Source organism: Alteromonas antoniana (assembly GCF_019249295.1).
In the GTDB taxonomy this organism is placed as follows: domain Bacteria; phylum Pseudomonadota; class Gammaproteobacteria; order Enterobacterales; family Alteromonadaceae; genus Alteromonas; species Alteromonas antoniana.
This window is the reverse complement of sequence record NZ_JAESDH010000016.1, coordinates 40,616-62,490: the sequence shown is the minus strand read 5'-3', so window position 1 is coordinate 62,490 and position 21,875 is coordinate 40,616. Positions and strand designations below refer to the sequence as shown.

Below are 21,875 nucleotides of genomic sequence, written 5' to 3'. Positions count from 1 at the left end.
TCGAGACAACAGTACAAATTCGTCGTATGCTGATGATCTGCACAGACAAGTAAACAAGCGCGACTATTTTGACAGCAACGGTGACACAGAGCTTTACCAGAGCGATTTTATCGCAGTTGGCTCACTATGATATTCAGCTCGAACCAGCCATTCGTGCACAGCTGGCAGACTATGCCGACCAGCCCCGGCTACCGTTACCTCTGCAGGATGAAATGTGGAAAAGTATCGAGAGTCAGGTTGCACCAGGTACAGGACTTCGCGTTGGCCGGGCACTAATGCCCCAGCACTTTGACACCATGGGATTTCTGTTACTCAGCAGTCCATCACTTAGTGTGGCTGTGGATTGCCTGGTGAACTATTCACCTTTGGTTGGGGAAGGCGGGCAGTTCAGGAAAGCACACGAAAGCCGGGGATGGAAAATTACCTATGACGATCAGTTCACTACGGCTGTCACTCTGCGTATCGAAGCTATTATTGCCAGCATCGCCACCGGCGCCAGTTGGGTTGCAGGCAAAAATATCTCGCCGACTGCCGTGCTCTTTGCGCATGAAGCCCAGACTTCTCTTAGCGAATACCAGCAGGTATTCGGACAGGCAGACATTCAATTTGCTCAACAAGAAAACGCGATTATTTATGCAGATGCCGATTGGCATTTCAAACAGCGGGAGGTGAATCCGGCAGTGCAAGCGCAGATGCTGGAGCTTGCCAAACAGCAGCTTAGTCAGCTGCACCCCCAGTCATTTGAAGATAACGTTAAGACACTTCTGAAAAATCAACCCTGGCTTAGCCGAGCTCAAATGGCAGCAAGTCTTGCCGTAAGTGAGCGCACGCTTACAAGAAAGCTTCAGTTACGTGGAATGACTTACCAGCAGTTAACTCAGGCGGTGCGAAAGCATCATGCCCTTGAGCAAATCTGCCTGGCGCATGTGACGCAGGCAAGCCTGGCTGATTATCTGGGGTACAGTGATGAGCACGCTTTTGCCAAAGCATTTCGCCGCTGGACCGGAATGGGGTTCAGGGAATATCGCCAGACGCACTGTACTGTTAACGGACACTGAACTACTGGCAGACATTGCGCAGGTGCAGGACACTTCGCCGGGACAGCTAGCTAAGCTATCAGAATGAGCACCGACTGGCATCAAAACCGTGTCGAGGCTTTCGGCCTGCCACAGCGATGAGCACGGGTTAGTGAGCGCTCACATTTGCACTTATTTCCCCAGACGCTGCATTGAAGAAAACACTGGAACCTGGCGATCTTTGGTCAGTACTAATGCTGTAGACCAGTTTTGTGCTAGACAACCGCAAGTGAGCGAAGTTTAGATAAACACTCTCTAGGGGCTCTCTTTCTGTTCCTCGTGTTGTTGCTCACTGGCTTCCAAACGAGAGGACAGAGTTTCAATACGCTGTTTCAGTGTCTCTTTCTCTTCACCACTGACCGACGGCAACTGCTCTTTTAACATCGACAACTGCTTTTCCATCGCTTCTTTCGATTTTAACTGCGACTCGGCCTGCTCGGCCTTATCAAATACGACAGCCTCGGGCGCTGAACTTTCACTCTCTGATTCATTCTCTTTAGCTTGCGGGATCATCTGGACGCCCGGCTCCTGTGGACGCTGATTCATAAATGAGGGAGAGACAATTTCAATGCCGGCTTCATGCAAACAGTCCATCACCGACTTGTGCAAATTGGACCGCGCACTGAGCATACTTTTAACATCTTTGAGTAGCCCGGCAATGCGATATGTAACAGAAAAGTCGCCCAGCGCTGTCACCTGAACAAAAGGCTCTTCAAGCTGACTGCGCTCTGCCGCCAACAAAAGGTGTTTCTCAACCAGTCCATGATGCAGTTCATAGCCCAAACTCAAATCGACCGAAATAATCGCGCCTGATGCGCGTACCACACTGACTGGCGAAGACACCAGTAATGAGTTGGCAAAGGCAATGAGTTCGCGGGTTTCACTCTGAATTTCGGTATCCAGCAACCCCATTTGAGTAACACGCCCCGCAAACCCGTTCACCCGGACAAAATCACCCACCCGGAACGGCTTATTCACCCGCAGTACGATCCCCGCCATCAGGTTGCTGACCACGGTAGTAGAAGAAAATGCAATAACACCAGACAACAATACACCAATAAGGGCAATGATCTGGTTGCGGGTACTTTCGATAACAGGAAGTGACAGCACCACCACCAGTAACCCCACCAGAGTGAGTAACAGCATGGTGACCTGCCGGGGTAATTTTTTATCCCCCGAAAGATAGTCGTGACGCCCAATCAGAAAATGATGGGTGAGCCCCAATACCAGCACCACACCGAGTAAACTGACTACCAGCGGATAAAAAGACGTTAGGGCGGTAAGTATCGTTTCTGCCATAGCCACATAAATAGTTGAATAACGATATTTTCAGCATACCGCAGAACGTGAGGTGGCGCGACTATACGGGATTTTCACGCAAACAATCACATCGTACTTTCCCAGAGAGTGATGCCGTCTTGCAAAATGCTGGTCTGAAAATGAACGCCAGCTTAACCCCGCAGCTCTGAGCCAGTTTACTGTTGATTTACCTGAGTCCACTTGCCATATTGATTACTTATGATCTCGGACTTAATCAACGAGCTAATGGACAAACCAATGGACAGGGCCCACTAATGAAAACCACCATCGTTTTACTCGGAACAATGATGCTCTTAGGTTGCGCAACATCACCGTACGCCATTATCGATGGCACTCAAAGTCAGGTTTCCGACCCCGACAATTACGATGTGAAAATTCTGTCCGTTGATGGCAAACGCCTACCGAAAGAGGACATTGAGAACGTTTCTCCCGGATTTCACTACATTAATCTGGTGACAACGAAGCGACTGAACACCCGCGCTAAAGATGCTGACTACAAAATGCTGGCAATTGATGTTAAAGAATGTACCCGCTATCTGGTGACAGCCCAGCACAAAAATTCAGTCAGAGATGAGTGGGAGCCGAAAGTGTTACGCGAAGAGCCGATTAAGGCATGCACACCGGGTGAAAAGCCTGAAACAAGTGAAGTCCTGACCGTGGTAACTGACGCCGATAGCTGAAATCTGAAATTGCGGAGTCAACCTTTGCGTGTTTAACCTGGTAAACGCATATCATTGCTGGCTTTATTTCAGTGAACCAGGTTACACCTTCCAGAAAATCCGCTTACGGTACATCCAGGCCACGGGCAGATAACACACCACCAGAAAACACACAGCGAATGCAAGCGAGCCGTTAAGCGGACCAAACACAGGCGCAAACCAGTCATTGTACAAATAGCCGTGCAGACTGGTGTTCTCAACACGTACCATCATCAGACACCGGGCAAGAATGCCTGCCAGCATGTAAAACGCAATACTGTTGGCGCCGCAAACGATCAGTGGTGTTGCCCAGCCTTGCCACCGCCGTACATCCATGACATATAGCAACACACTAAGTGCCACCAGCGACCATCCGCTACTCAGAAAGACATAAGAGGGCGTCCATAATGCTTTGTTAACCGGCACAAGCGGCGACAGCGCGTATCCCAGCGCGATACAGGCTACACCGCATACCATCGTCATCAGTGCCTTTCTGGCATGACTATCTGTACTTTGCAGGTACATACCTGTCAGCACACCGCTTAAACTTGTGGACAGTGCCGGAAGCGTACTTAAGATCCCTTCGGGGTCAAAACTGAAGGGTTTGGCATCAGCATAATAAAGGTGGGCAGGCCCGAGAATGTGATGATCCAGCCAGGCGCTCAGACTATTTCCAAACTGCCACTGTCCGACGTATGTCGTACCAGATGCATCGGCATAAGGTACCAGAGCCATGAGCAGCCAGTAGGTTGCCAGCGTGATGACGAAAGCAGCCGCGATCCCCCGGCGCCCGAGCCATAAAAGCAATGCGGCGGTTAGCGCAAACACCACACCAATACGTTGCAGCACACCGGGAAGCCTGATTTCCAGCACCCGAGACTGCCACCAATCGTAGTCAGGTTGCGCGAAATTGTAATAAAACACGGCAAGAAACCCGCCTAACAACAATAACTTCGCCGCTCTCACCAGCGCCTGACGCATCACCTGGCGCCGCGACACGCCTTTTGCCAGCTGACGGGGTAATGAATAGGCCGCAGCAATGCCGACAATAAAGATAAAAAGCGGAAATATCAGATCGGTTGGCGTCATGCCGTGCCATTTGGCATGTAACATGGGCGCATAGACATGAGACCAGCTGCCGGGATTATTCACCAGGATCATGGCCGCAATGGCCAGTCCGCGCAGGGCGTCAACCGCAGCTATGCGGGATTGGGTATTCATGTTATCTGCCGTTTCCCGCTTGTCGAACCGTCACCGGCAACGTACCGGAAGGTTTGAACCTGCCACTCAGAGCCTGATAGATGGCATCGAATACCGCTCCCTCTGCGCGCCCGTCATCATACACGGTGACGTTGTAACCATAGGTAGTCAGCGCAATGTCAGTCTCATCAGAGAACGCAGCCAGCACATAAGGCGCGCGCAGCGCCACCATCACTACCGGCACGCCAGCATCTCTGGCCGCCTGCATTGTCTTTCGCATCCAGAGGTACTGCGCAGGTTTATCGGCACGGTCGCGCAAGGATGCCAGGTCGTCCATGCCTCCCATTTCCGCCACGCTGTACTGTGGCGTGATATCGGCTACCACCAGCGCGTTCAGAGAGCGCAGTAGCGCTTTAGGCGGCGACGGCGGCAATGTGGCCAGCGACTGACAGGACACAGGGATGCGTTGATGTTTTTCGACCGCCGTCAGCATGGCCTTGCATCGCGCTTCGTCCGGCATTACAAAATGCCAGTCACCGGCTTGTGAAAGCGGCAGCATCGCTTTCCCTTTGGTTATCGTAAGCGAGGCCTTTGCCAGCGCCTGTTCCGTTTTCTTATTTTGTTTTAAAGGCAGTTTAGCGCGCGCTTCCTGGATCCGCGCATCCAGCGGCACCGAGGTAAACCCGCCAATGCCAAAACTGGCTTTCGTTTTGGCAATGCGTTTGGCAGACCGCGCCATGTTCGCGGCATTGAGCCGGCCGTCTTTCACCGCATTCACCACATCATCAAACACTTTTGAGAACGTGGAGATGTCCTTCGGGGTTCGAACCGATACGGGCATCAGCGCAATATCAGCACCGGCGTCAAAGGTGTGGATCACCGCTTCTGCCTGTGAAAAATAGTGAGCAATACCGGCCATATCCAACGCGTCGGTAACGATCAGTCCGGTATATGCCAACTCCTGCCTGAGGACACCGGTTAAGATTTTTTTCGACATGGTTGCCGGGACAATGGTTGGCTTGCCATCTTTGGCCTGAAAGCGGGTATCGTCCAGTTGCGGATATTGTATGTGCGCGGTCATCACCATGGCGGGCGGTGTTGGCCCGGCAATGATCCGGGCAAACGGATAGACGTCGGTACGGTTAATCGTGGCGCGATCGTGGTTCACTACCGGTAGTCCGGTATGGCTGTCGACATGGGTATCGCCATGGCCGGGGAAGTGTTTAATGGCGCTCAGAACACCTTCTTCCTGCATGCCGGTGACGGTGGCCTGCCCCAGCGCTGCCACGAGTCTGGGATCTTCTCCATAACTACGCACATTAATAACGGGGTTATCCGGGTTGCTGTTCACATCCACCGTGGGTGCGAAGTTGACGTTAAACCCCAGCATTTTAATTTCCCGCGCGATGCCTTTTGCCACATCGGTGGCAAAGGCGGTGCCATGCACCGGGTAGGTTGCCCCTATCGCCATGTTGCCAACAAAGCGTGTGGCAATATGATCATTTAACCGCGCCACGCGCCCGCCTTCCTGATCGATAGCGATAAACAGCGGCGGCAGTCCATGCTTTTTCATCAGCGCCTGAAGCTGATAGTTCAGCCGTATGATCTGAGGGATATCCTGTAAGTTTTCTGCAAACAGCAGAACGCCGCCAATGTGTTTGCTTACCAGCAGCTGTTCCATCTCGGGTGTCAGCGACAGCACGGGCTTACGGCATTGATGGGAAGCGGTTCCGTCATCACAGAAATAACGAAAATCGAGCATCATTTTTTGCCCGATTTGGGCTGTCAGCGCGTTATCTCCTGAAGCGGGAAGCGCTTTAGCACTGAAAAAAGAAAGCACAAAAATGCAAAGGCACAGCGTTCGGATAAGCATGGAATACTCAGGCTGACTACAGGGTAAAAGCATCCTACCCCACCAGGCTGATAAAATAAATTATTCCTCCGAGCATTGTCCGGGTTTAGCGTTATCGCAGAATTGCTCGATCATGACTAAATTGAAGTGGAAGCCACCCCCTATTATCTCAAGAATATTTTATTATCAGGAAGTAGTCATCATTGGCTAATACCGGTATGGTGATCATTCAGACTATCTGGAGACCGGACTGTGTCATCGCCTCTGTTTTGCGGCTTCTTCCGCCGTACTGTGCTGATATTGATTGTTGCCGCTTTGATGAGCTGCAGCACATCAAATATTGTGCAGTTGCCGTCGAAGAATCAGGGGGAGCGCATTAAGACCCTGGTTATTCATTACACCGCACTGAACTACGCTGACAGCGTAAAAGCCCTGGTGGATGAAGGCGGACTCAGCGCCCATTATCTGGTGCCGGAATCCGGCGACCCGAGCTACCCATACAACCATTTGAAAGTGATGCAGCTGGTGGATGAATCCCGGCGCGCATGGCATGCCGGGATCAGCACATGGCAAGGCCGGTCAGGTCTTAATGATCAGTCAATTGGCATTGAAGTGGTTAATGTGCCGGATTGTCACTGGGAAAAAGATGTCCCTGGTCAACATAACGAGCACGGTGCCAGCCGCCCCTGCCTTTTTCCCGACTATGACAGCGAGCAAATTGCGCTGCTGACTACCCTCATTCGCGACATCCTGGCGCGAAATCCTGATATCAACCCTACGGCCGTTGTAGGTCATGCTGACATCGCGTTTAACCGCAAAAGCGATCCGGGTCCGCGTTTTCCCTGGTATGCGCTTTATCAGGCCGGTATTGGCGCCTGGTACGATAAAGAAACGCTGAACACCTACTGGCAGACGTTTGCTTCCCGGCCGGTTTCAATATCGCTGTTTCAGCAGGCCCTGGCCCGCTACGGCTATGGCGTGATGGAAACCGGGCAATTGGATGAACAGACCATTAATGCTATCAGTGCATTTCAGATGCACTTTCTCCCCTGGCAGGTAAGCGGTCGCCCCGACGCCCAGACATCGGCCGCTGTATTTGCACTGCTGGATAAGTATTTTCCGCAACAGGCTGAAATCATGGTGTCTCGCTATCAACGTGAGGGCGATGTCCTGCCACCCCCCCAAACTGAGCGTAAACGAGGGCAGATAGATATGCACTTTACCGCAGCAAGCGGTGCAGACCGGCAGGGAAATAATAAAGCCCGGTTCAGGGCGTATCGTGGTCGCGGTGACATCGTGATTGAAGCAAGCGAAGATGTGAGTGCCACGTTGCGCGTAAACGGTGACGCGTTAAATATCGCTGACGTGCTGTCCGCCAACACACAGTATGCCTATTCCCTGGCAAGACGTACCCACGATGGCATCAATACGTTTTCAGTCAGTGAGATTTCTCCGGCAACCGGTTCCGTGCACGTGACCGTGCCTTACCCGGTTCTTGTCGACAATAGCGCCGCCTATACCAACGCCTTTCGCGAGGTGGATAAGCAGATTCAGCACGATGTTGATAACGGTTTCCCGGGTGCCGTGCTGCTGGTCATCAAAGACGGAGAAATCATCAAACACGATGCCTACGGGTACGCCCTCAGATACGATGAAAACCAGCAGCCCCTTGAAAATCCGCAACCGATGACGAAAACCACCGTTTTCGATCTGGCCTCGAATACCAAAATGTTCGCCACTACACTGGCACTGATGAAACTGGTCGCTGACGGCAAGCTGGATGTATCGGAACCATTGCAAACCTATATTCCGGAGTATCGCGGCGCCGGAAGAGATGCCCGGCGCGTTATCGACCTGCTCAGTCATCAGTCTGGCTACGCACCGGAAGTGAAGTTTTTCACACCAGAGAACCAGCTCGGTTCCGACTTTTACTCTTTAGATAAAACGCGCACCACCGAACTGCTGTTACAGCACCTGCCGTTTACCGCTGGCCGCGCCGGGCAGACTATATACAGCGATACCAACTTTATGCTGCTGGGTTTACTGGTTGAGCGTATAACCGGGATGACACTGGATGCCTACTGTGAGTCGCAGATATATGAACCGCTGGGGCTCACTCACACCCGTTTTACGCCGCTCTCAAAAGGCGCTCAGAAGAACGCCTTTGCTGCTACGGAGATAAACGGAAATACCCGCAATGGCACTATCGACTTTCCCGGCATTCGAACATCGACGCTGCGTGGAGAGGTACATGATGAAAAAGCCTTCTATTCAATGGGAGGGGTTTCCGGTCACGCAGGCCTGTTTTCTACTGCCGGAGAACTGGCAGTGCTGGTACAGGCACTGATCAACCGGGGTGGCTACGATGACGTCCATCTCTTTGACGGCGACATCATGCAGTTATTTATCAGCCCCGGGCCCGATACTTATGCATATGGCCTGGGCTGGCGGCGAGCCGGAGATGGCGGGAAACATTCGTATTTCGGCCCCTACGCCAGTGACAGCGCATTTGGCCACACCGGATGGACCGGCACAGTAACGGTAATAGATCCCGCGCTGGATTTGGGCATTATATTACTGACCAACGCCCGCCACTCCCCCATAAAGCAGGACAGTGCAGGTAATCCCGTCTTTTCCGGCTCTCAGTTTGATACCGGCAACTACGAGCGGATTGTCACGTTGATTTATGAGGCGGTGCTCCATCATCGTACCCGGTGATGCCAGATCCTCGCTGGACTTACCCGATAATGCACATCGCCACACGGTCTACTCATTCAACAATGGTATGTGCACAGGTCTCGGCGGCTTGGTATTCTTTGAGCGCGCTGGAAACGCGCCACGTTGAGGCAGCCTTGCTTTGTTTTTTCAGCCGGTTTCCCTGCCGGTAATCATAATCAGACTGGCTATCGACAACCTGATTGCGGTACGCTTACGCATTCGCTTCAGGCCCCGACGCTCCCTGCAGCATGAAAACATTCTCCCGCTTTGCTCATGATCTGACATCAACGGGAAAGCAGGGGCTGTACCAAACAAAAATAACACAGGAAAAAGTATGGATTGGCTGTCCATTGTCCCGCCGCTGGTGGCGATTGTTGTCGTCTTCTGGAAAAAAGAAGTCATTCTTGCGCTGGTGCTTGCGGTACTTTGCGCCGAAGGGTTGCTGTTACTTCAGCAGCCAGGCGAAAGCGTGCTGCTTACGCCTGTCACCGGTATCGAACGGGTAATTGATACCGCTTCCAGCCCTGGTAATACCCGAGTGCTGATTTTTTCAGTACTGGTAGGCGCATTACTGGCTTTTATTCGCGATTCAGGCGGGGTCACCGCCACGGTCAACTGGCTTGTCAATAAAGGGGTTGCCCGCGGTAAAAAGCAGGTTGGCGGGCTGACCATGTTTACCGGTGTCGCCGTTTTTATAGAATCAAATTTAAGCGTACTGACCTCCGGTATTTTTGCGCGGGGATTGTTTGATAAATTCGGCATGAGCCGGGCGCGACTGGCATACATTATCGACAGTACCAGCGCCCCGGTCTGCATTCTTATTTTACTCAATGGCTGGGGCGCGTTTGTGCTCAGCCTGCTGGACAGCTACGAGCTGGAGTCCACCTCTGCAGCTATTCTGTGGGGGAGCGTACCGCTGAACTTCTATGCGCTGTTTACGTTAGCCATCGTGCTGTACACCATCATTACCGATAAGGTTCACGGACCAATGGCTGAAGAGGATAAGCGCAGCCGTAAAACCGACACCGTAATCAAAACGGAACCCGCAACACGTGCCCGCTATATGCTGCTTCCTCTGATAACCATGGTCGTGAGCATGGTGGGCTTTATGCTATGGACCGGCGACGGAAAACTGGCCGATGGCAGCGGCAGCAAATCGGTTCTTTATGCGACGGCGCTGGCAACCGCACTGGCATATCTGCTACTTATCACCCATAAGCGTTTCACCCATAAAGAGGCGGTGGAAATCGGCTTTAAGGGCATGGGAGAGCTGTTGCCTCTGGTCACCATCGTGTTGCTCTCACTGACACTGGGAAGCAGCCTGAAAGTACTGGGTACCGGCGTGTTCGTTGCCGGTGTGGTGGGCGAGTTTCTGCCCCTGGTATTAATTGTACCAATGCTGTTTCTGGCCGGTGCCGTGATGTCGTTTACTACCGGCACGTCATGGGGAACCTTTGCGATCCTAATCCCCATCGGGGTCCCCCTGATCCAGTCTCTTGGCCTTCCGCCGTCACTGGTGGTGGCGGCGATACTCGGTGGCGGCATTTTCGGCGATCACTGCTCGCCAATTTCAGATACTACAGCGGTGTCTTCGCTGGCGGCTGGTTGTGATGTATTAACGCATGTAAAAACCCAGTTCCCCTACGCGCTGGTGGCAGGGGGGGCTACGCTGATTGCCTACTTACTGGCAAGTATCGCGATGATTGGCTAACCCTGATCCCCATTTATCGCTCGCAGATAACTTCAGCGCAGTTTCATGGCAGCGAGAAACAAAGCTAACGCGCAACCATGGCAACGAGATGTAACACGAATCTGCAATGGGGTGTGGTCAGAGGATAATGCACATTCCGCAGAGTACGCAGGGCCGGGTAAACCTTCGATCAGGCGGCCGCCAGCCCTGTCTCCTGGTCAGAATAGAAAGGCAGCGTCAGGCGTTGCAGGCTATATAAAGGTTGTCAGCAGCTGACAAAACGACGGCAACGTGATGTCAGCTTTCCTACTTCGCAAACAGCTGCGACATTGACGCAAACGCTTTAAATTCCAGCGCGTTACCAAACGGGTCGTTAAAGAACATCGTTGCCTGCTCGCCGGGTTGCCCTTTAAAGCGAATATAAGGTGCAATAATGAACTCAGTTTCGGCCACTTTGAGACGTTCAGACAACGCCTGCCAGTCATCCATATCCAGCACAACACCAAAATGCGGCACCGGCACAGCATGGTCGTCAACGGCGTTATGCGAGGGCGGCGTTGGCATACTCGCAACACAGTGAGTTACCACCTGATGGCCGAAAAAATTCCAGTCAATCCATTGGCTGTCACTTCTGCCCTCTTCACAACCTAACAGCTCACCATAAAACGTGCGCGCATCATCAAGGTTGGTAACCGGAATTGCCAGGTGAAACGGATTGGGCATGTAACGACACTCCTTATATCAGTCCTGCGTTCGCTTTGCAGGGCCCTGTAGTTAGTAGAATAGTCAGGGTTTCAGCTCGCTTGCTGGCAATGGCTACTGCCATTCCCTGCGAGCTCCGCCTTGCGATTGCAACACTCAGGACTCGCTGAGTGCTCATAGATTAACTCGCGTCTTCTCCGGTTGGGTTTGCGAGAAGACTACAAAAACTTCTTCAGTATTTTCAGTTTTAAATCCGAGAACGGCGCGTAACGAAAAGCGGCATCAAATAAGAATGAGCGCCGCATCACGGTTTTCAAATGACTGAACGTATCAAATCCAGCCTGGCCATGATAGCTACCCATGCCTGAGTTTCCTACCCCACCAAACGGCAATTCAGGGTTTGCCATAAACATCATGGTATCGTTGATACACACATTGCCCGCACTGGTTGATGATAACACTCTGTCTTCCAGATGCTTGTCATCGGTAAACAGATACAATGCCAGCGGCTTGGGCCTGTCGTTAATAAATGCGATAGCATCATCCATACTATCGACCGTGATAACAGGGAGTATTGGACCAAAAATTTCTTCCTGCATCAGGGCACTGTCTTTTGCTGGATCCACCACAATCGTCGGCGCCATAGCGTTGGCAATGTCGTCAACCTCGCCTCCCAGTGCAATGTCCTGCCCTTCCAGATAACTTTTCAGCCGCGCTAAATGCCGCGGGTTTATAATGTTACCGTAGTCATCGCTTTGCAGTGGATTATCACCATATTGCTTTCTAAGCTCTTCGGTAATTGCCTCCATGAAGGCAGGCAGCAACCCTTTTTCTACCAGCACGTAATCAGGCGCAATACAGGTTTGCCCGGCATTCATCCATTTCCCCCAGACAATGCGTCTGGCGCTTACCGCAAGATGCGTGCGTGAATCGACCAGACAGGGGCTCTTTCCTCCCAGTTCAAGGGTGACTGGCGTTAAGTGCTTTGCTGCGGCGCTCATTACCACTTTTCCTACCGCTTCACCGCCGGTATAAAAGATATGGTCCCATTGCAGTGCCAGCAGCGCCGTCGTTTCCTCTTTGGCCCCCTCAACAACGCACACAGCATCACCATCAAGATATTTCGGGATCAGTTCAGCGAGCATGGCAGAGGTATTTGCAGCCAACTCGGAGGGTTTCAGTACCGCGCAGTTTCCTGCCGCCAGCGCGGCGATATAGGGTGCCAATACCAGTTGAAACGGATAGTTCCACGCGCCGATAATCAGCACCGTACCCAACGGTTCCGGATACCGGAAGCTTTTACCGGGCCAGGCAACTACAGGCGTACTGACTTTACGGGGCTTACTCCAGCCGCTCAGGTGCTTCAGGGTATGCCTGATATCACCAAGTAAAAAACCAATCTCCGAGGTATAGCTTTCTGCCTGGCACTTTCCTAAGTCTTTTTCCAACGCTTCTGCAATTTGTTGCTGGTTTTCTTCAACCAACGCAGCCAATGCATTGAGCTGCGCTTTTCTCCAGGACAGCGCGCGGGTTTTACCGCTTCGAAATGTTGTATTTAGTGACTCAAGCAGCGCTGAATAGTGCTCTTGCATACTCATTTGATTCCCCGTTTAGTCTGTACTTAGCATATACCAGTTGAGCTGCCGTTTACCAACCCGCTTTGCAATGCGTTGTTTGTTGGGAGCATGTCATTTCACCGTCACGTAGGTTTTGTGTGTTGGGAGCTTGTCATTCAACCGACAGATATGCCTTGCGAATGGGGAGCTTGTCATTCAACCGACACGAATGCGCTGCCTTTGCGGCGCGCTACGTTGCCAATATTCACCAGGGAAGATGGACCCCGAAGCACTGCAGAAAAGAGATGCATGAGACCAAGAAGCTAGAGCTGAAGAAAGTGTGAACGATGACGTATCGTACCGTTCGGCGCTTATCCGCACCACTTCATGATAACATCGCGCATTTCGCGTTCGCGGAACGGTTTACCAAGATGGTCATTCATACCGCTGGCAATGGCTTTTTGCTTGTCTTCCACCATAGCGGCGGCGGTCAGTGCGACAATTGGCACCGTGATCCCCGCCTTCCGGATTTCCCGTGTTGCTTCGTACCCATCCATTACCGGCATCTGAATGTCCATCAGTACCAGCGCATAGGTATTGCCTTTCACTTTATCAACAGCTTGTTTGCCGTTTTCGGCAATGTCAGGGTGAATGCCGATATGCTGCAATTGCTCACTGATTACCGCCTGATTGATGGCATTATCTTCTACCAGCAACACTTTACCGGACAATGCCATATTATTCGTAACAGCTGAGGATACCGCGTGCTCCTGTGATACGGCCTGGAGGCGTTCGGCGTCAGTCGCCGGACGAATGGGTAAGGTAACGGTCATGGTCGTGCCTTTGCCTTGTGCACTTTCGACCTCAAATTTTCCCCCCATGGTTTTTACCAGCCGTGAGCTGATTGCCATGCCCAGCCCGGTGCCGCCGTACTTGCGGCTGGTAGAGGTATCGGCCTGAGTGAACGCATCAAACAGACTATCAATCTGTTTGTCAGTCATACCGATACCGGAATCCTTTACTGTCCAGGTCATCGCGGCTTCACCGGCGGCAGTTTGCTCCGGCGTGACAACAACGTCGATTCCACCGGTATGCGTAAACTTAACCGCATTACTCACCAGATTCACCAATACCTGATTCAGTCGTAAGGCATCCCCCACGTAGTACTTTTCGCATTTACCGCCAAAACGAAATGTCAGCGTCAGATTTTTCTCCTGAACCTGTGAACGGAACATGCTATCGAGCTGACGGATGATATCGGTCAGGGCAAAGACTTCCGTCTCCAGTTCCAGTTTATTGGCCTCGATTTTGGAGAAATCCAGAATATCATTGATGATTTGCAGCAACATCTCACCGGACTGGTTAATTCGCGTAAACTTCTCATGTGCCTCCGGGCTCACCGCCTGACGGCTTCCCAAGCTGCTCAGTCCGATAATCGCATTCATGGGGGTGCGAATTTCGTGACTCATGTTCGCCAGAAAATCACTTTTTGCTTTATTGGACTTCACCGCCTGATCACGCGCTTCTTGCAGCTGTTTTTCAGACTCCATCAAGCGGTCGTTACTTAATTTCAGGTCCCGGGTACGGGTTTCTACCTGATACTCCACTTCATTAGCATGCCCGGCAAGGATCACGATAAACCATCCCAGTAACCCGGTGAAAAGCAATCCGGCAGCCAGCAGCAACTGTACGCCCCATGGCTGGATGATATATTCAGTTTCGCTGAACTGAATCAACTCCCAGGCGCGGCCACCAACCGGCACGATATGGCGCTCGAATAAGGGAAAATAGTCAGACGGAGTATTGTAACGATCGGGGGCCAACATCTTTTTCAGTGCCTGCAAGGCGGACTCTGACATCTCAGAGTGATACATTATGGCTTGCTCTTCCGGCGCATCGGGATCCACCAGTGCAATACCGGTATTGTCCAGAACGTTGCCAGAGAGCGTCATCTCAGCCATATCACTTACCCTCAGTATCGCCGTGGCATAGCCCTCTGACATATAACTGTCGGTATCGGTCGTGATGGCCTGAGCGGGCAAAAACAGCAACACGCCCGTTTGTTCACTCTCCCCCTGAATCAGTCGGATAGGCTGGGTTGGGAACACATTCTCTGTGACTTTTGCTATTTCCAGCGCCGTGGCGCGGGTCGACTGAGAGTTTGCCACATAACCTAACGCTTCACGGTTTCGTTCAAATGGCGCGATGTAGCTCACCACGACATGCTCATGTCGCGGCTGCACAGCCTCAATACTGCCATCCTCTCCCCGTTCGTTAACGACAAAGTCGGTGGCAAATTGTCCCTCGCGGTACCGCTGCTGCATATGAGACTCAAAGGCTTTAAGTTCTTCGTCAGGGACCCTGGCATTCCAGGACAGACCGTGCAAAATTGGATTGCGCTGCATCAGTTCTGCGCTGAACACATCAAATTCATCAGGCAATAGTTCTGTGTGTGAGCCCACAAAACCGGCGGTGCTGTGCAGAATATTGATGACATTGCTAACCTCGCTTTTCAGCGATTGTGACATCATCGCGGCATTGTCAGAAAAGGCCTGATGTTGCTTGTTTTTCTCCATTTGTGTGGCCAGCCACGACAGACTCAGGATGCCAAGGGTTATGCCAATCAGTGACAGCAATACCAGCTTGGGTTTTTGATGTGATACCGAGAACGTTTTCGGAAACAATACCAGCAACCAGGGAAACAAAAAGATGACCCCGATGGCATCACCAGCCCACCAGTTTATCCAGCTAATGAGCAATGCTCCGGTGTCGATAAAGCCGTACATCCACAGCAACAGGCAACTCACTGAGGCGCAAATTACCGTGCTGAGTATCGCGCCCAGTAAAACGAAAGTGACAACATTCGATGAGCGGTGATAGGCGAACGGAAAACCAATGGTCTTCTTTATAAGCACGCTGCCAACGGCAGCCTGCAGGCAGGCAGCGGCGCTCATCAGTGCAGGCAGAAGATAATCGATGTTCCAGTTGCCTGAGCCTATGGTTTTGACGTTCAGAACAAAGGCACCCAACAAGACTCCCGCCAGCCCGGTACGCCCGAATAATAATGCCGACGCCAGGGCGATGCCGGCAGCTGGCCATATGATTGCCGCGAATCCCGGAGGCATAGCCACTTTCTGACCCAGCACGCCTAATACGAAATAGAGCGCAGCGGTGAGAATAAGGACTTGAGCGTGCCTGGCAATAGTCATAGCGAGAGTACAAAAACAGAAGGAACAAAAGTGAATAAGAGGGCCGGCAGACCGTATCCCGATGCGGAAGTGGCGTTCAGAGACGACAGCGCGGCCTCGCCACCATGATTGTGCGATACCAGTTTCTGTAGCAACCAGCCTTTATCTGAGAGGTTGCATAGACGAAAATTATCAGTAGACCACCGTATTCCGTTTTTAGTGCGTCCGGACACAAACGTGTCTGTCAGTTTTTTCCTGAACACGAATAGACTAGCGCCAGCGTAGTTTTGAACTGCATAGTTCATACTAAAACATTTTCTCACCGAAAAGCCACAATATTCAGCTTCGGCCGCTATTGCGCCGCGCGTTTCATATAGCAGACATGACATTTCGCAGTAAGCGTAACTGATTTGCAGTGCGCGCAACGAAATGAACGGTTTGCTCCCCTGCCACGCTATCAATTCGACGGTAGGTGCTGCGGACTCCTGGTTTGACAACCGGATGCTCATGCGCACGCCAAAGATTAGCCGGCACCGGGGCGACGCCAAAAAGTCGCTGCCGGAAACAACACAGCCTGCAAAAGCAGGCTGTGGATAATCACTGAATAACGTGTGTGTTATGCGTCGTAAGGGTGACGTAACACAATGGTTTCGTTACGATCCGGGCCGGTAGAAATAATATCCACAGGCACCCCGGTGATGTGCTCAAGGCGCATAATGTAATTCTTTGCAGCCTGAGGCAGATCTTCATAACGGGTGATACCAAAGGTGTTATCAGACCAACCTGGCATTTCTTCGTAAACAGGCGTTACCAGGTCATAGCCGTCTGCGGCCATTGGCGGTACATCCTTGACATTACCTTGTGCGTCTTTATAGCCCGTACAAATTTGCAGGGTATCCAGACCGTCAAGTACGTCCAACTTGGTCAGACAGAAGCCGGTAATAGAGTTAATCTGAACGGCACGCTTCATGGCAACGGCGTCAAACCAGCCAGTACGACGCTTACGTCCGGTGGTAGCACCAAACTCGTGACCTTTAACACCCAGGTGCTCGCCCACGTTACAATCCAGTTCGGTAGGGAACGGACCCGAACCGACCCGCGTAGTGTAGGCCTTAACGATACCCAGTACGTAATCGAGTTTCAGCGGACCAAAGCCCGCGCCGGTTGCGACACCACCTACTGTGGTGTTTGAAGAGGTCACATAAGGATAGGTACCGTGATCGATATCAAGCAGCGTACCCTGCGCACCTTCAAACATGATGGGCAGACCGGCTTTATGCGCCTTATCCAGCTCGTCGGTGACGTCCACTACCATGGCTTTCAGAATATCGGCCACAGCCAGCGCTTTTTCCAACGTTTCATCGAAATCAACCGGCTCTTCTTTGTAATACTGTGTCAGCGTGAAGTTATGGATATCCAGTACTTCTTTCAGCTTAACGGCGAAGTCCTCGGCGTTAAACAAATCGCCTACGCGAAGGCCGCGGCGCGATACTTTATCTTCATATGCCGGACCGATACCACGGCCTGTGGTGCCAATGGCTTTCTTACCGCGGGCTTTCTCACGAGCCACGTCAAGCGCAATGTGATAAGGCAGGATCAAAGGACACGCTTCGCTGATTTTCAGGCGCTCTTTAACCGGCACGCCACGCTCTTCCAGCATTTTGATTTCGGTCATTAGGGCGTCCGGGCTCAGCACCACGCCATTACCAATGATACAGGTAACATTGCTGCGCAGAATACCCGATGGGATTAAATGAAGGACGGTCTTTTCGCCGTCAATTACCAGCGTGTGACCGGCATTATGGCCGCCCTGATAACGGACCACATATTTAGCGCGATCAGTGAGAAGATCAACAACCTTACCTTTACCCTCGTCACCCCATTGGGTGCCGAGTACCACAACGTTCTTTGCCATGAATCAAATGCGTAAAAAAATTAGGCGTGGATTCTATCAAAAATCACCTGTGGTGATCATCTCTTTTATGCGCAAAAAGGCATCACTCAGGACATTTTTCCCGCATTTCAATGAATTTCAGCGTGTTAGCAAGGCTCCACTGCGTTGCCAGAAAAATTTACTGATCAACCAGATACCAACGATACTTGTCTGATGCCACAATAGCTTCTGTCTGTTCGCCAGCTAATCGGGACGTGCATGGGCACACCTCGTCAGATAGCCGGGGGGGATCTTATCAGCGAACAAGATAAAACAGACTCACGATACCTACTACGACCAGTACACCACCAATCTGTCGAAGGTGATTGGTCGGTTGCTGACTAATTTGAAGCAGATACAGGCGCCAGCGCTGCGGAAACAGCAGTGGCCCGATCCCTTCAATAATTAATACGATAGCCAATGCCTGCCATAGCCAGTCCATATCTACTCCTTACCTTGCCTGACTGTGGATGTCAGTTATTTGCCTGTTGTCTAGTACCTTGCAGCCACATTTAATGCATCGTGTGACTGCACGCCTGGCCATTAGCGGCACTGCGCCAGCGCACTGATGTCGATGCTGTCCGGGTCATGATACATCGCAAACCCAAACCGCAGGCGATTACCGCGATAGTCTGTAAGAATATTGTGTGTTTTCAGCTGTGAGGCAATGCGGGAAGTGGTATCTGCATCAGGTAGCTCAAACGTGAGAAAGTGGCCGCGCCGGGCAGGATCTGTCACCAGCAGTTGCTGCCTGTTTATGAGCGGATGCGAAAGTTCATCCAGCTGATCCAGAAACGCGTCCTGTACGGCCATGACATGCGCATCCACCGCGGCTATCGTAATCCCTTCGTCCGCGAATAAGTCCATCACCGCCCGCAACCGATACAGTGCGGAAAAGTCCATGGTGGCTCCAGCAAAGCGCATCCCATCCTCGCTGTACTGTACTTCTCCGGCACGAGGCTTATCCAGCGCCCCAAATTCTGCAAACCAGCCGGTATACAGTGGTCTTAGTTTGCAGCCGCGCGGCACATGTGCAAAACACACACCTTCTCCGCCCTGCGCGTACTTATAGCCGCCAGCGAGATAGAAAATCCGTGACTCAAGCTCGCGAATATCCAGAGGCTTGGCCATAAAGTGATGATAACCGTCAATAATCACAATGGTGTCGCTGTCGGCAACGGCTTCAACAATGCGGTTGATGTCCTTGACGACAAACCCGGAATTGAAAAAGACATGGCTGAGAAAAACCACGTCATACTGTCCGTCGTCAATTGCCGCAATGAAGCGATCGGTAAAAGAAGCGAAAGGCTGCGCAGCCACAGTATCCACAGTCACATTATCCAGCTCAGCAAGACGATTTGCCTGACGGAAAAAACTATGAAATTCACTGTCTGTGGAAAGCATCCGCAGCGAACGACGCCAGTCCTTGCAACTGAGAATACGAAAGAGTAATTCGTGGGTGTTGGAAGCGAACACGATTTGCTCTGGGCATGTGGTATTCAACAAGCTACTGATGTGTTGTTGTAACTGCGGTACACAGGTTTCAAAAAAGTGCCCCCATTTATCATCGACCCAGCGTGCGCTGTCATCCCAGTATTGCAACATGGCATCGCGGGTAACATCTGGCCAGAAATAATGGCTGTGTGGCGAAAAATGCTGTTTCGCGCCATTTTCTTTTAAAAAGCGCTGATAGTACTGCTTGAACATGTACGATGTATCCTATGACGGCAAGACAGGAGGACTTTAGCAAAAAATGCCAGGCTCTGTAGTTTCCTTTGACGGATTATATCGCTACAGGCACTGGATCTGGTCAGCAGAGTTTACACCAGAAGCGCGCTATTGCAGATCCTCGTTCGTTGCCGGTCATTAACCGGGCGACTAATCGTGACACATACGTAAACAGAATGCTCCTTTAAGTGAATAACTCAGCAAACATAAAATCCTTTAAAAATAATACTTTGACACGGGGTGTCGTATTGGTAACGTAATGCTTACGTAGTCATGACGTATAGGAAAGTGGAGTCTTCGGTTAGGGTAAAACTGAGCCAACGAGGAACTCCTCCGTGTTAGTGAATATAGACGCTGAAAAAATAAAACAGCTTAGAGAAAGCCGCTGCTGGTCTCAGCAACAACTGGCAGATCTCTCAGCATTAAGTTTACGCACTGTGCAACGAATTGAAGCCAAATCTGTCGCCTCGCAAGAGAGCGTAAAGTGCCTGGCAGCGACGTTTGATGTACCTGCACACACTCTGTTAAAAAGTTCAGCGCCTGACGCTTCCACGGACAGTAAACACTACGACAACACGTCAGCAGAGGACACGTCGGCAGCACCTGCAACGCAAACCGTTTTTGACACGCCGTCATCACCGGTTTCCGGTTCTGCCCCGGCACGAGCGTTACGAAAGTTGTATATCAGATTCGCCATCGTTTTTGCCAGTCACCTATTTGGGTTTTACGGTATTTTTACTGCATTTGATGAAGGTCGCATCTCTGAAGATACGTTCCAAATGCTAAAAAACAGCTTGTCGATAGTGCTAATTGTTTCTGCGGGGATCTTCTTTTTCAAAGACAGAACGTTGAAAAAGCAGCATGCCTCCGGCTCATCTTTATAACCCTCGTCTAGCGGGCAATACAGACTCCCCTTAAATAAAGGAACAAAGATGACTACTAACACTTCATTGATAAAGGCTTCGGGCCTGACGTTTTTACTGTATGTGGCATTATCAGTTGTTTGCAGCATTGTGCTGACAGGCATTTGGCAACGTGGCGTCGATACGTCCACGCTAACGACTGAGCAACTGATGCTGATGGCGGAAACCGCACCATTTATTAAAACAGGCTCGGCTATTATTGGCATCGTCAGTGCTGTTGTCTGCGCATTTATACTCAGTTTGAAAAGGACAGTGGGCGGCTACCGACCGGCAATATACTTTGCTGCTATGTTGGTCCTGTATGGCGCAATAAGTATTGCGCTGCATCCCGAGCACACGCTGATACAACAAGCTGCAAAGGTTCTTATGCCCTTCCCGCTATGCCTGTTAGGCGCCTGGCTGGCCCACCGCTTTGCTCCAGCCCTGTCCGCCTCACCCAACGCGGTCAACGGGTAACCCGGCACCTTGTCCTCATGAGCAGTAAGTGAGACATCCCACTTGCTGCTTTCCCGCACATTCTCCGTTACAACAAACAACTACGACCAGTGGATTTAACCTGACCTGGTGCCGATTTATTTGCTATATACAATAAGACACCTGAAAAATACTTCTTTGACTGATGTTTACTCACGTAAAGGGTTGGGAAGGTGCGACTAAGTCTATGGCCTCTCAGGCTTACAGCCAAGTGGATAGTCGAGACCGCCTTTTGCAGGCCTAACGGGTTAAGTCACACAATGACAAAGTACTCGTTACCCTGTAAGCCGTCAGACTGACTTGCGAAAATTCCAGTCAAATAAGTATCAAGGAGATGCAGGTGAAATTCCCCAAATACGGGCATTATGCTCTGGATTTTTCCGGCAATGTCATGGAAGTGTTTGCGACTGGTGCCTGGAATCTGAATACTGCAGAGGCGATGGCGCTTGATATGCAAGAGCTGGTGCACCGCATTGATAACACGCCCTGGGCTGCTCTCATGGACGGCCGGAGGTGGGTGTTGTCCACACCTGACTGCCAGAAGTGTCTGTCTGAAACCATCAAAAGCAACATTAGCAACGGACTGAAACGCTCTGCTTATGTGCTGGACGCCGGCATGGTAAAAAAAGCGCAATTGGAACGCACTCATCCTGCAGAAAACAGTGAGCTGGCAAAATACGATTATCAGCGTGAGTATTTTACCACGTACTTTGACGCCCTGAACTGGCTGCATAAGGAAGGCTACTCACCCTTTCCAAAACCATGAGTGAGGAAAATACCCGCCATAATGATTCTGGTTGCAGGAACTGCGCAGGAA

At 51.4% G+C, this 21,875-nt stretch carries 16 protein-coding genes; 7 read left to right on the top strand and 9 right to left on the bottom strand.

From position 1 onward, the window contains the following. The first annotated feature begins 68 nt into the window (after positions 1-68). Positions 69-1,058 (top strand): AraC family transcriptional regulator, encoded by a 990-nt coding sequence (locus JKP77_RS14030; protein WP_218311787.1) that lies wholly within the window; start codon positions 69-71, stop codon positions 1,056-1,058. A gap of 273 nt (positions 1,059-1,331) precedes the next feature. Here JKP77_RS14030 and JKP77_RS14025 read toward each other — a convergent pair whose 3' ends face one another. After that, positions 1,332-2,375 (bottom strand): mechanosensitive ion channel family protein, encoded by a 1,044-nt coding sequence (locus tag JKP77_RS14025; protein WP_218311786.1) that lies wholly within the window; start codon positions 2,373-2,375, stop codon positions 1,332-1,334. Between the two features lie 275 nt (positions 2,376-2,650). Here JKP77_RS14025 and JKP77_RS14020 point away from each other — a divergent pair, with 275 nt between their 5' ends. Then, a complete protein-coding gene (locus tag JKP77_RS14020) occupies positions 2,651-3,076 on the top strand; it encodes a putative periplasmic lipoprotein (protein WP_218311785.1) in 426 nt (141 codons plus the stop codon). Positions 3,077-3,157: 81 nt separating this feature from the next. Here JKP77_RS14020 and JKP77_RS14015 read toward each other — a convergent pair whose 3' ends face one another. Beyond that, positions 3,158-4,315, bottom strand: a complete 1,158-nt coding sequence (locus tag JKP77_RS14015; protein ID WP_218311784.1) for an acyltransferase family protein — start codon at positions 4,313-4,315, stop codon at positions 3,158-3,160. Between the two features lies 1 nt (position 4,316). Beyond that, entirely contained in the window at positions 4,317-6,200 is a 1,884-nt protein-coding gene (locus JKP77_RS14010; protein ID WP_218311783.1) for a glycoside hydrolase family 3 N-terminal domain-containing protein, read from the bottom strand. A 198-nt stretch (positions 6,201-6,398) separates the two neighbouring features. Between JKP77_RS14010 and pbp4b the strand changes: the two genes are divergently transcribed. Both pbp4b and JKP77_RS14000 read left to right on the top strand, forming a co-directional pair. After that, complete coding sequence (gene pbp4b / locus JKP77_RS14005) at positions 6,399-8,864, top strand: penicillin binding protein PBP4B (RefSeq protein WP_338024874.1); 2,466 nt, start codon at positions 6,399-6,401, stop codon at positions 8,862-8,864. A 334-nt stretch (positions 8,865-9,198) separates the two neighbouring features. Beyond that, positions 9,199-10,575 (top strand): Na+/H+ antiporter NhaC family protein, encoded by a 1,377-nt coding sequence (locus JKP77_RS14000; protein ID WP_218311782.1) that lies wholly within the window; start codon positions 9,199-9,201, stop codon positions 10,573-10,575. 285 nt (positions 10,576-10,860) lie between these two features. Here JKP77_RS14000 and JKP77_RS13995 read toward each other — a convergent pair whose 3' ends face one another. The 6 genes from JKP77_RS13995 to JKP77_RS13970 all read right to left on the bottom strand — a co-directional run bounded on the left by JKP77_RS13995 (position 10,861) and on the right by JKP77_RS13970 (position 19,640). Next, positions 10,861-11,277 (bottom strand): VOC family protein, encoded by a 417-nt coding sequence (locus JKP77_RS13995; RefSeq protein ID WP_218311781.1) that lies wholly within the window; start codon positions 11,275-11,277, stop codon positions 10,861-10,863. 197 nt (positions 11,278-11,474) lie between these two features. Further along, positions 11,475-12,854: an aldehyde dehydrogenase family protein gene (locus tag JKP77_RS13990; RefSeq protein WP_218311780.1), complete on the bottom strand. Its 1,380-nt coding sequence runs from the start codon at positions 12,852-12,854 to the stop codon at positions 11,475-11,477. A 329-nt stretch (positions 12,855-13,183) separates the two neighbouring features. After that, a complete protein-coding gene (locus JKP77_RS13985; protein ID WP_218311779.1) occupies positions 13,184-16,021 on the bottom strand; it encodes an ATP-binding protein in 2,838 nt (945 codons plus the stop codon). A 595-nt stretch (positions 16,022-16,616) separates the two neighbouring features. Further along, a complete protein-coding gene (locus JKP77_RS13980; protein ID WP_218311778.1) occupies positions 16,617-17,915 on the bottom strand; it encodes an adenylosuccinate synthase in 1,299 nt (432 codons plus the stop codon). Between the two features lie 274 nt (positions 17,916-18,189). Further along, positions 18,190-18,375 carry a DUF2065 domain-containing protein gene (locus tag JKP77_RS13975; protein WP_218311777.1) on the bottom strand — a complete coding sequence of 62 codons (186 nt, stop codon included), beginning with the start codon at positions 18,373-18,375 and terminating at the stop codon, positions 18,190-18,192. Positions 18,376-18,476: 101 nt separating this feature from the next. Beyond that, positions 18,477-19,640, bottom strand: a complete 1,164-nt coding sequence (locus JKP77_RS13970; protein ID WP_218311776.1) for an aminotransferase class V-fold PLP-dependent enzyme — start codon at positions 19,638-19,640, stop codon at positions 18,477-18,479. A gap of 356 nt (positions 19,641-19,996) precedes the next feature. Here JKP77_RS13970 and JKP77_RS13965 point away from each other — a divergent pair, with 356 nt between their 5' ends. The 3 genes from JKP77_RS13965 to JKP77_RS13955 all read left to right on the top strand — a co-directional run bounded on the left by JKP77_RS13965 (position 19,997) and on the right by JKP77_RS13955 (position 21,824). Next, entirely contained in the window at positions 19,997-20,545 is a 549-nt protein-coding gene (locus tag JKP77_RS13965) for a helix-turn-helix domain-containing protein (RefSeq protein ID WP_218311775.1), read from the top strand. Positions 20,546-20,593: 48 nt separating this feature from the next. After that, entirely contained in the window at positions 20,594-21,040 is a 447-nt protein-coding gene (locus tag JKP77_RS13960; RefSeq protein WP_218311774.1) for a hypothetical protein, read from the top strand. Positions 21,041-21,392: 352 nt separating this feature from the next. Continuing rightward, a complete protein-coding gene (locus tag JKP77_RS13955) occupies positions 21,393-21,824 on the top strand; it encodes a hypothetical protein (protein ID WP_220100167.1) in 432 nt (143 codons plus the stop codon). Positions 21,825-21,875: the final 51 nt, after the last annotated feature.

Coding starts and splice junctions, on each gene's coding strand:
- JKP77_RS14000 (WP_218311782.1), top strand. CDS start 9,199: ATGGATTGGCTGTCCATTGTCCCGCCGCTGGTGGCGATTGTTGTCGTC.
- JKP77_RS14025 (WP_218311786.1), bottom strand. CDS start 2,375: ATGGCAGAAACGATACTTACCGCCCTAACGTCTTTTTATCCGCTGGTA.
- JKP77_RS13980 (WP_218311778.1), bottom strand. CDS start 17,915: ATGGCAAAGAACGTTGTGGTACTCGGCACCCAATGGGGTGACGAGGGT.
- JKP77_RS14010 (WP_218311783.1), bottom strand. CDS start 6,200: ATGCTTTTACCCTGTAGTCAGCCTGAGTATTCCATGCTTATCCGAACG.
- JKP77_RS14020 (WP_218311785.1), top strand. CDS start 2,651: ATGAAAACCACCATCGTTTTACTCGGAACAATGATGCTCTTAGGTTGC.
- JKP77_RS14015 (WP_218311784.1), bottom strand. CDS start 4,315: ATGAATACCCAATCCCGCATAGCTGCGGTTGACGCCCTGCGCGGACTG.
- JKP77_RS13990 (WP_218311780.1), bottom strand. CDS start 12,854: ATGAGTATGCAAGAGCACTATTCAGCGCTGCTTGAGTCACTAAATACA.
- JKP77_RS13975 (WP_218311777.1), bottom strand. CDS start 18,375: ATGGACTGGCTATGGCAGGCATTGGCTATCGTATTAATTATTGAAGGG.
- JKP77_RS13970 (WP_218311776.1), bottom strand. CDS start 19,640: ATGTTCAAGCAGTACTATCAGCGCTTTTTAAAAGAAAATGGCGCGAAA.
- JKP77_RS13985 (WP_218311779.1), bottom strand. CDS start 16,021: ATGACTATTGCCAGGCACGCTCAAGTCCTTATTCTCACCGCTGCGCTC.
- JKP77_RS13995 (WP_218311781.1), bottom strand. CDS start 11,277: ATGCCCAATCCGTTTCACCTGGCAATTCCGGTTACCAACCTTGATGAT.
- JKP77_RS13960 (WP_218311774.1), top strand. CDS start 20,594: ATGACTACTAACACTTCATTGATAAAGGCTTCGGGCCTGACGTTTTTA.
- JKP77_RS13955 (WP_220100167.1), top strand. CDS start 21,393: ATGCAGGTGAAATTCCCCAAATACGGGCATTATGCTCTGGATTTTTCC.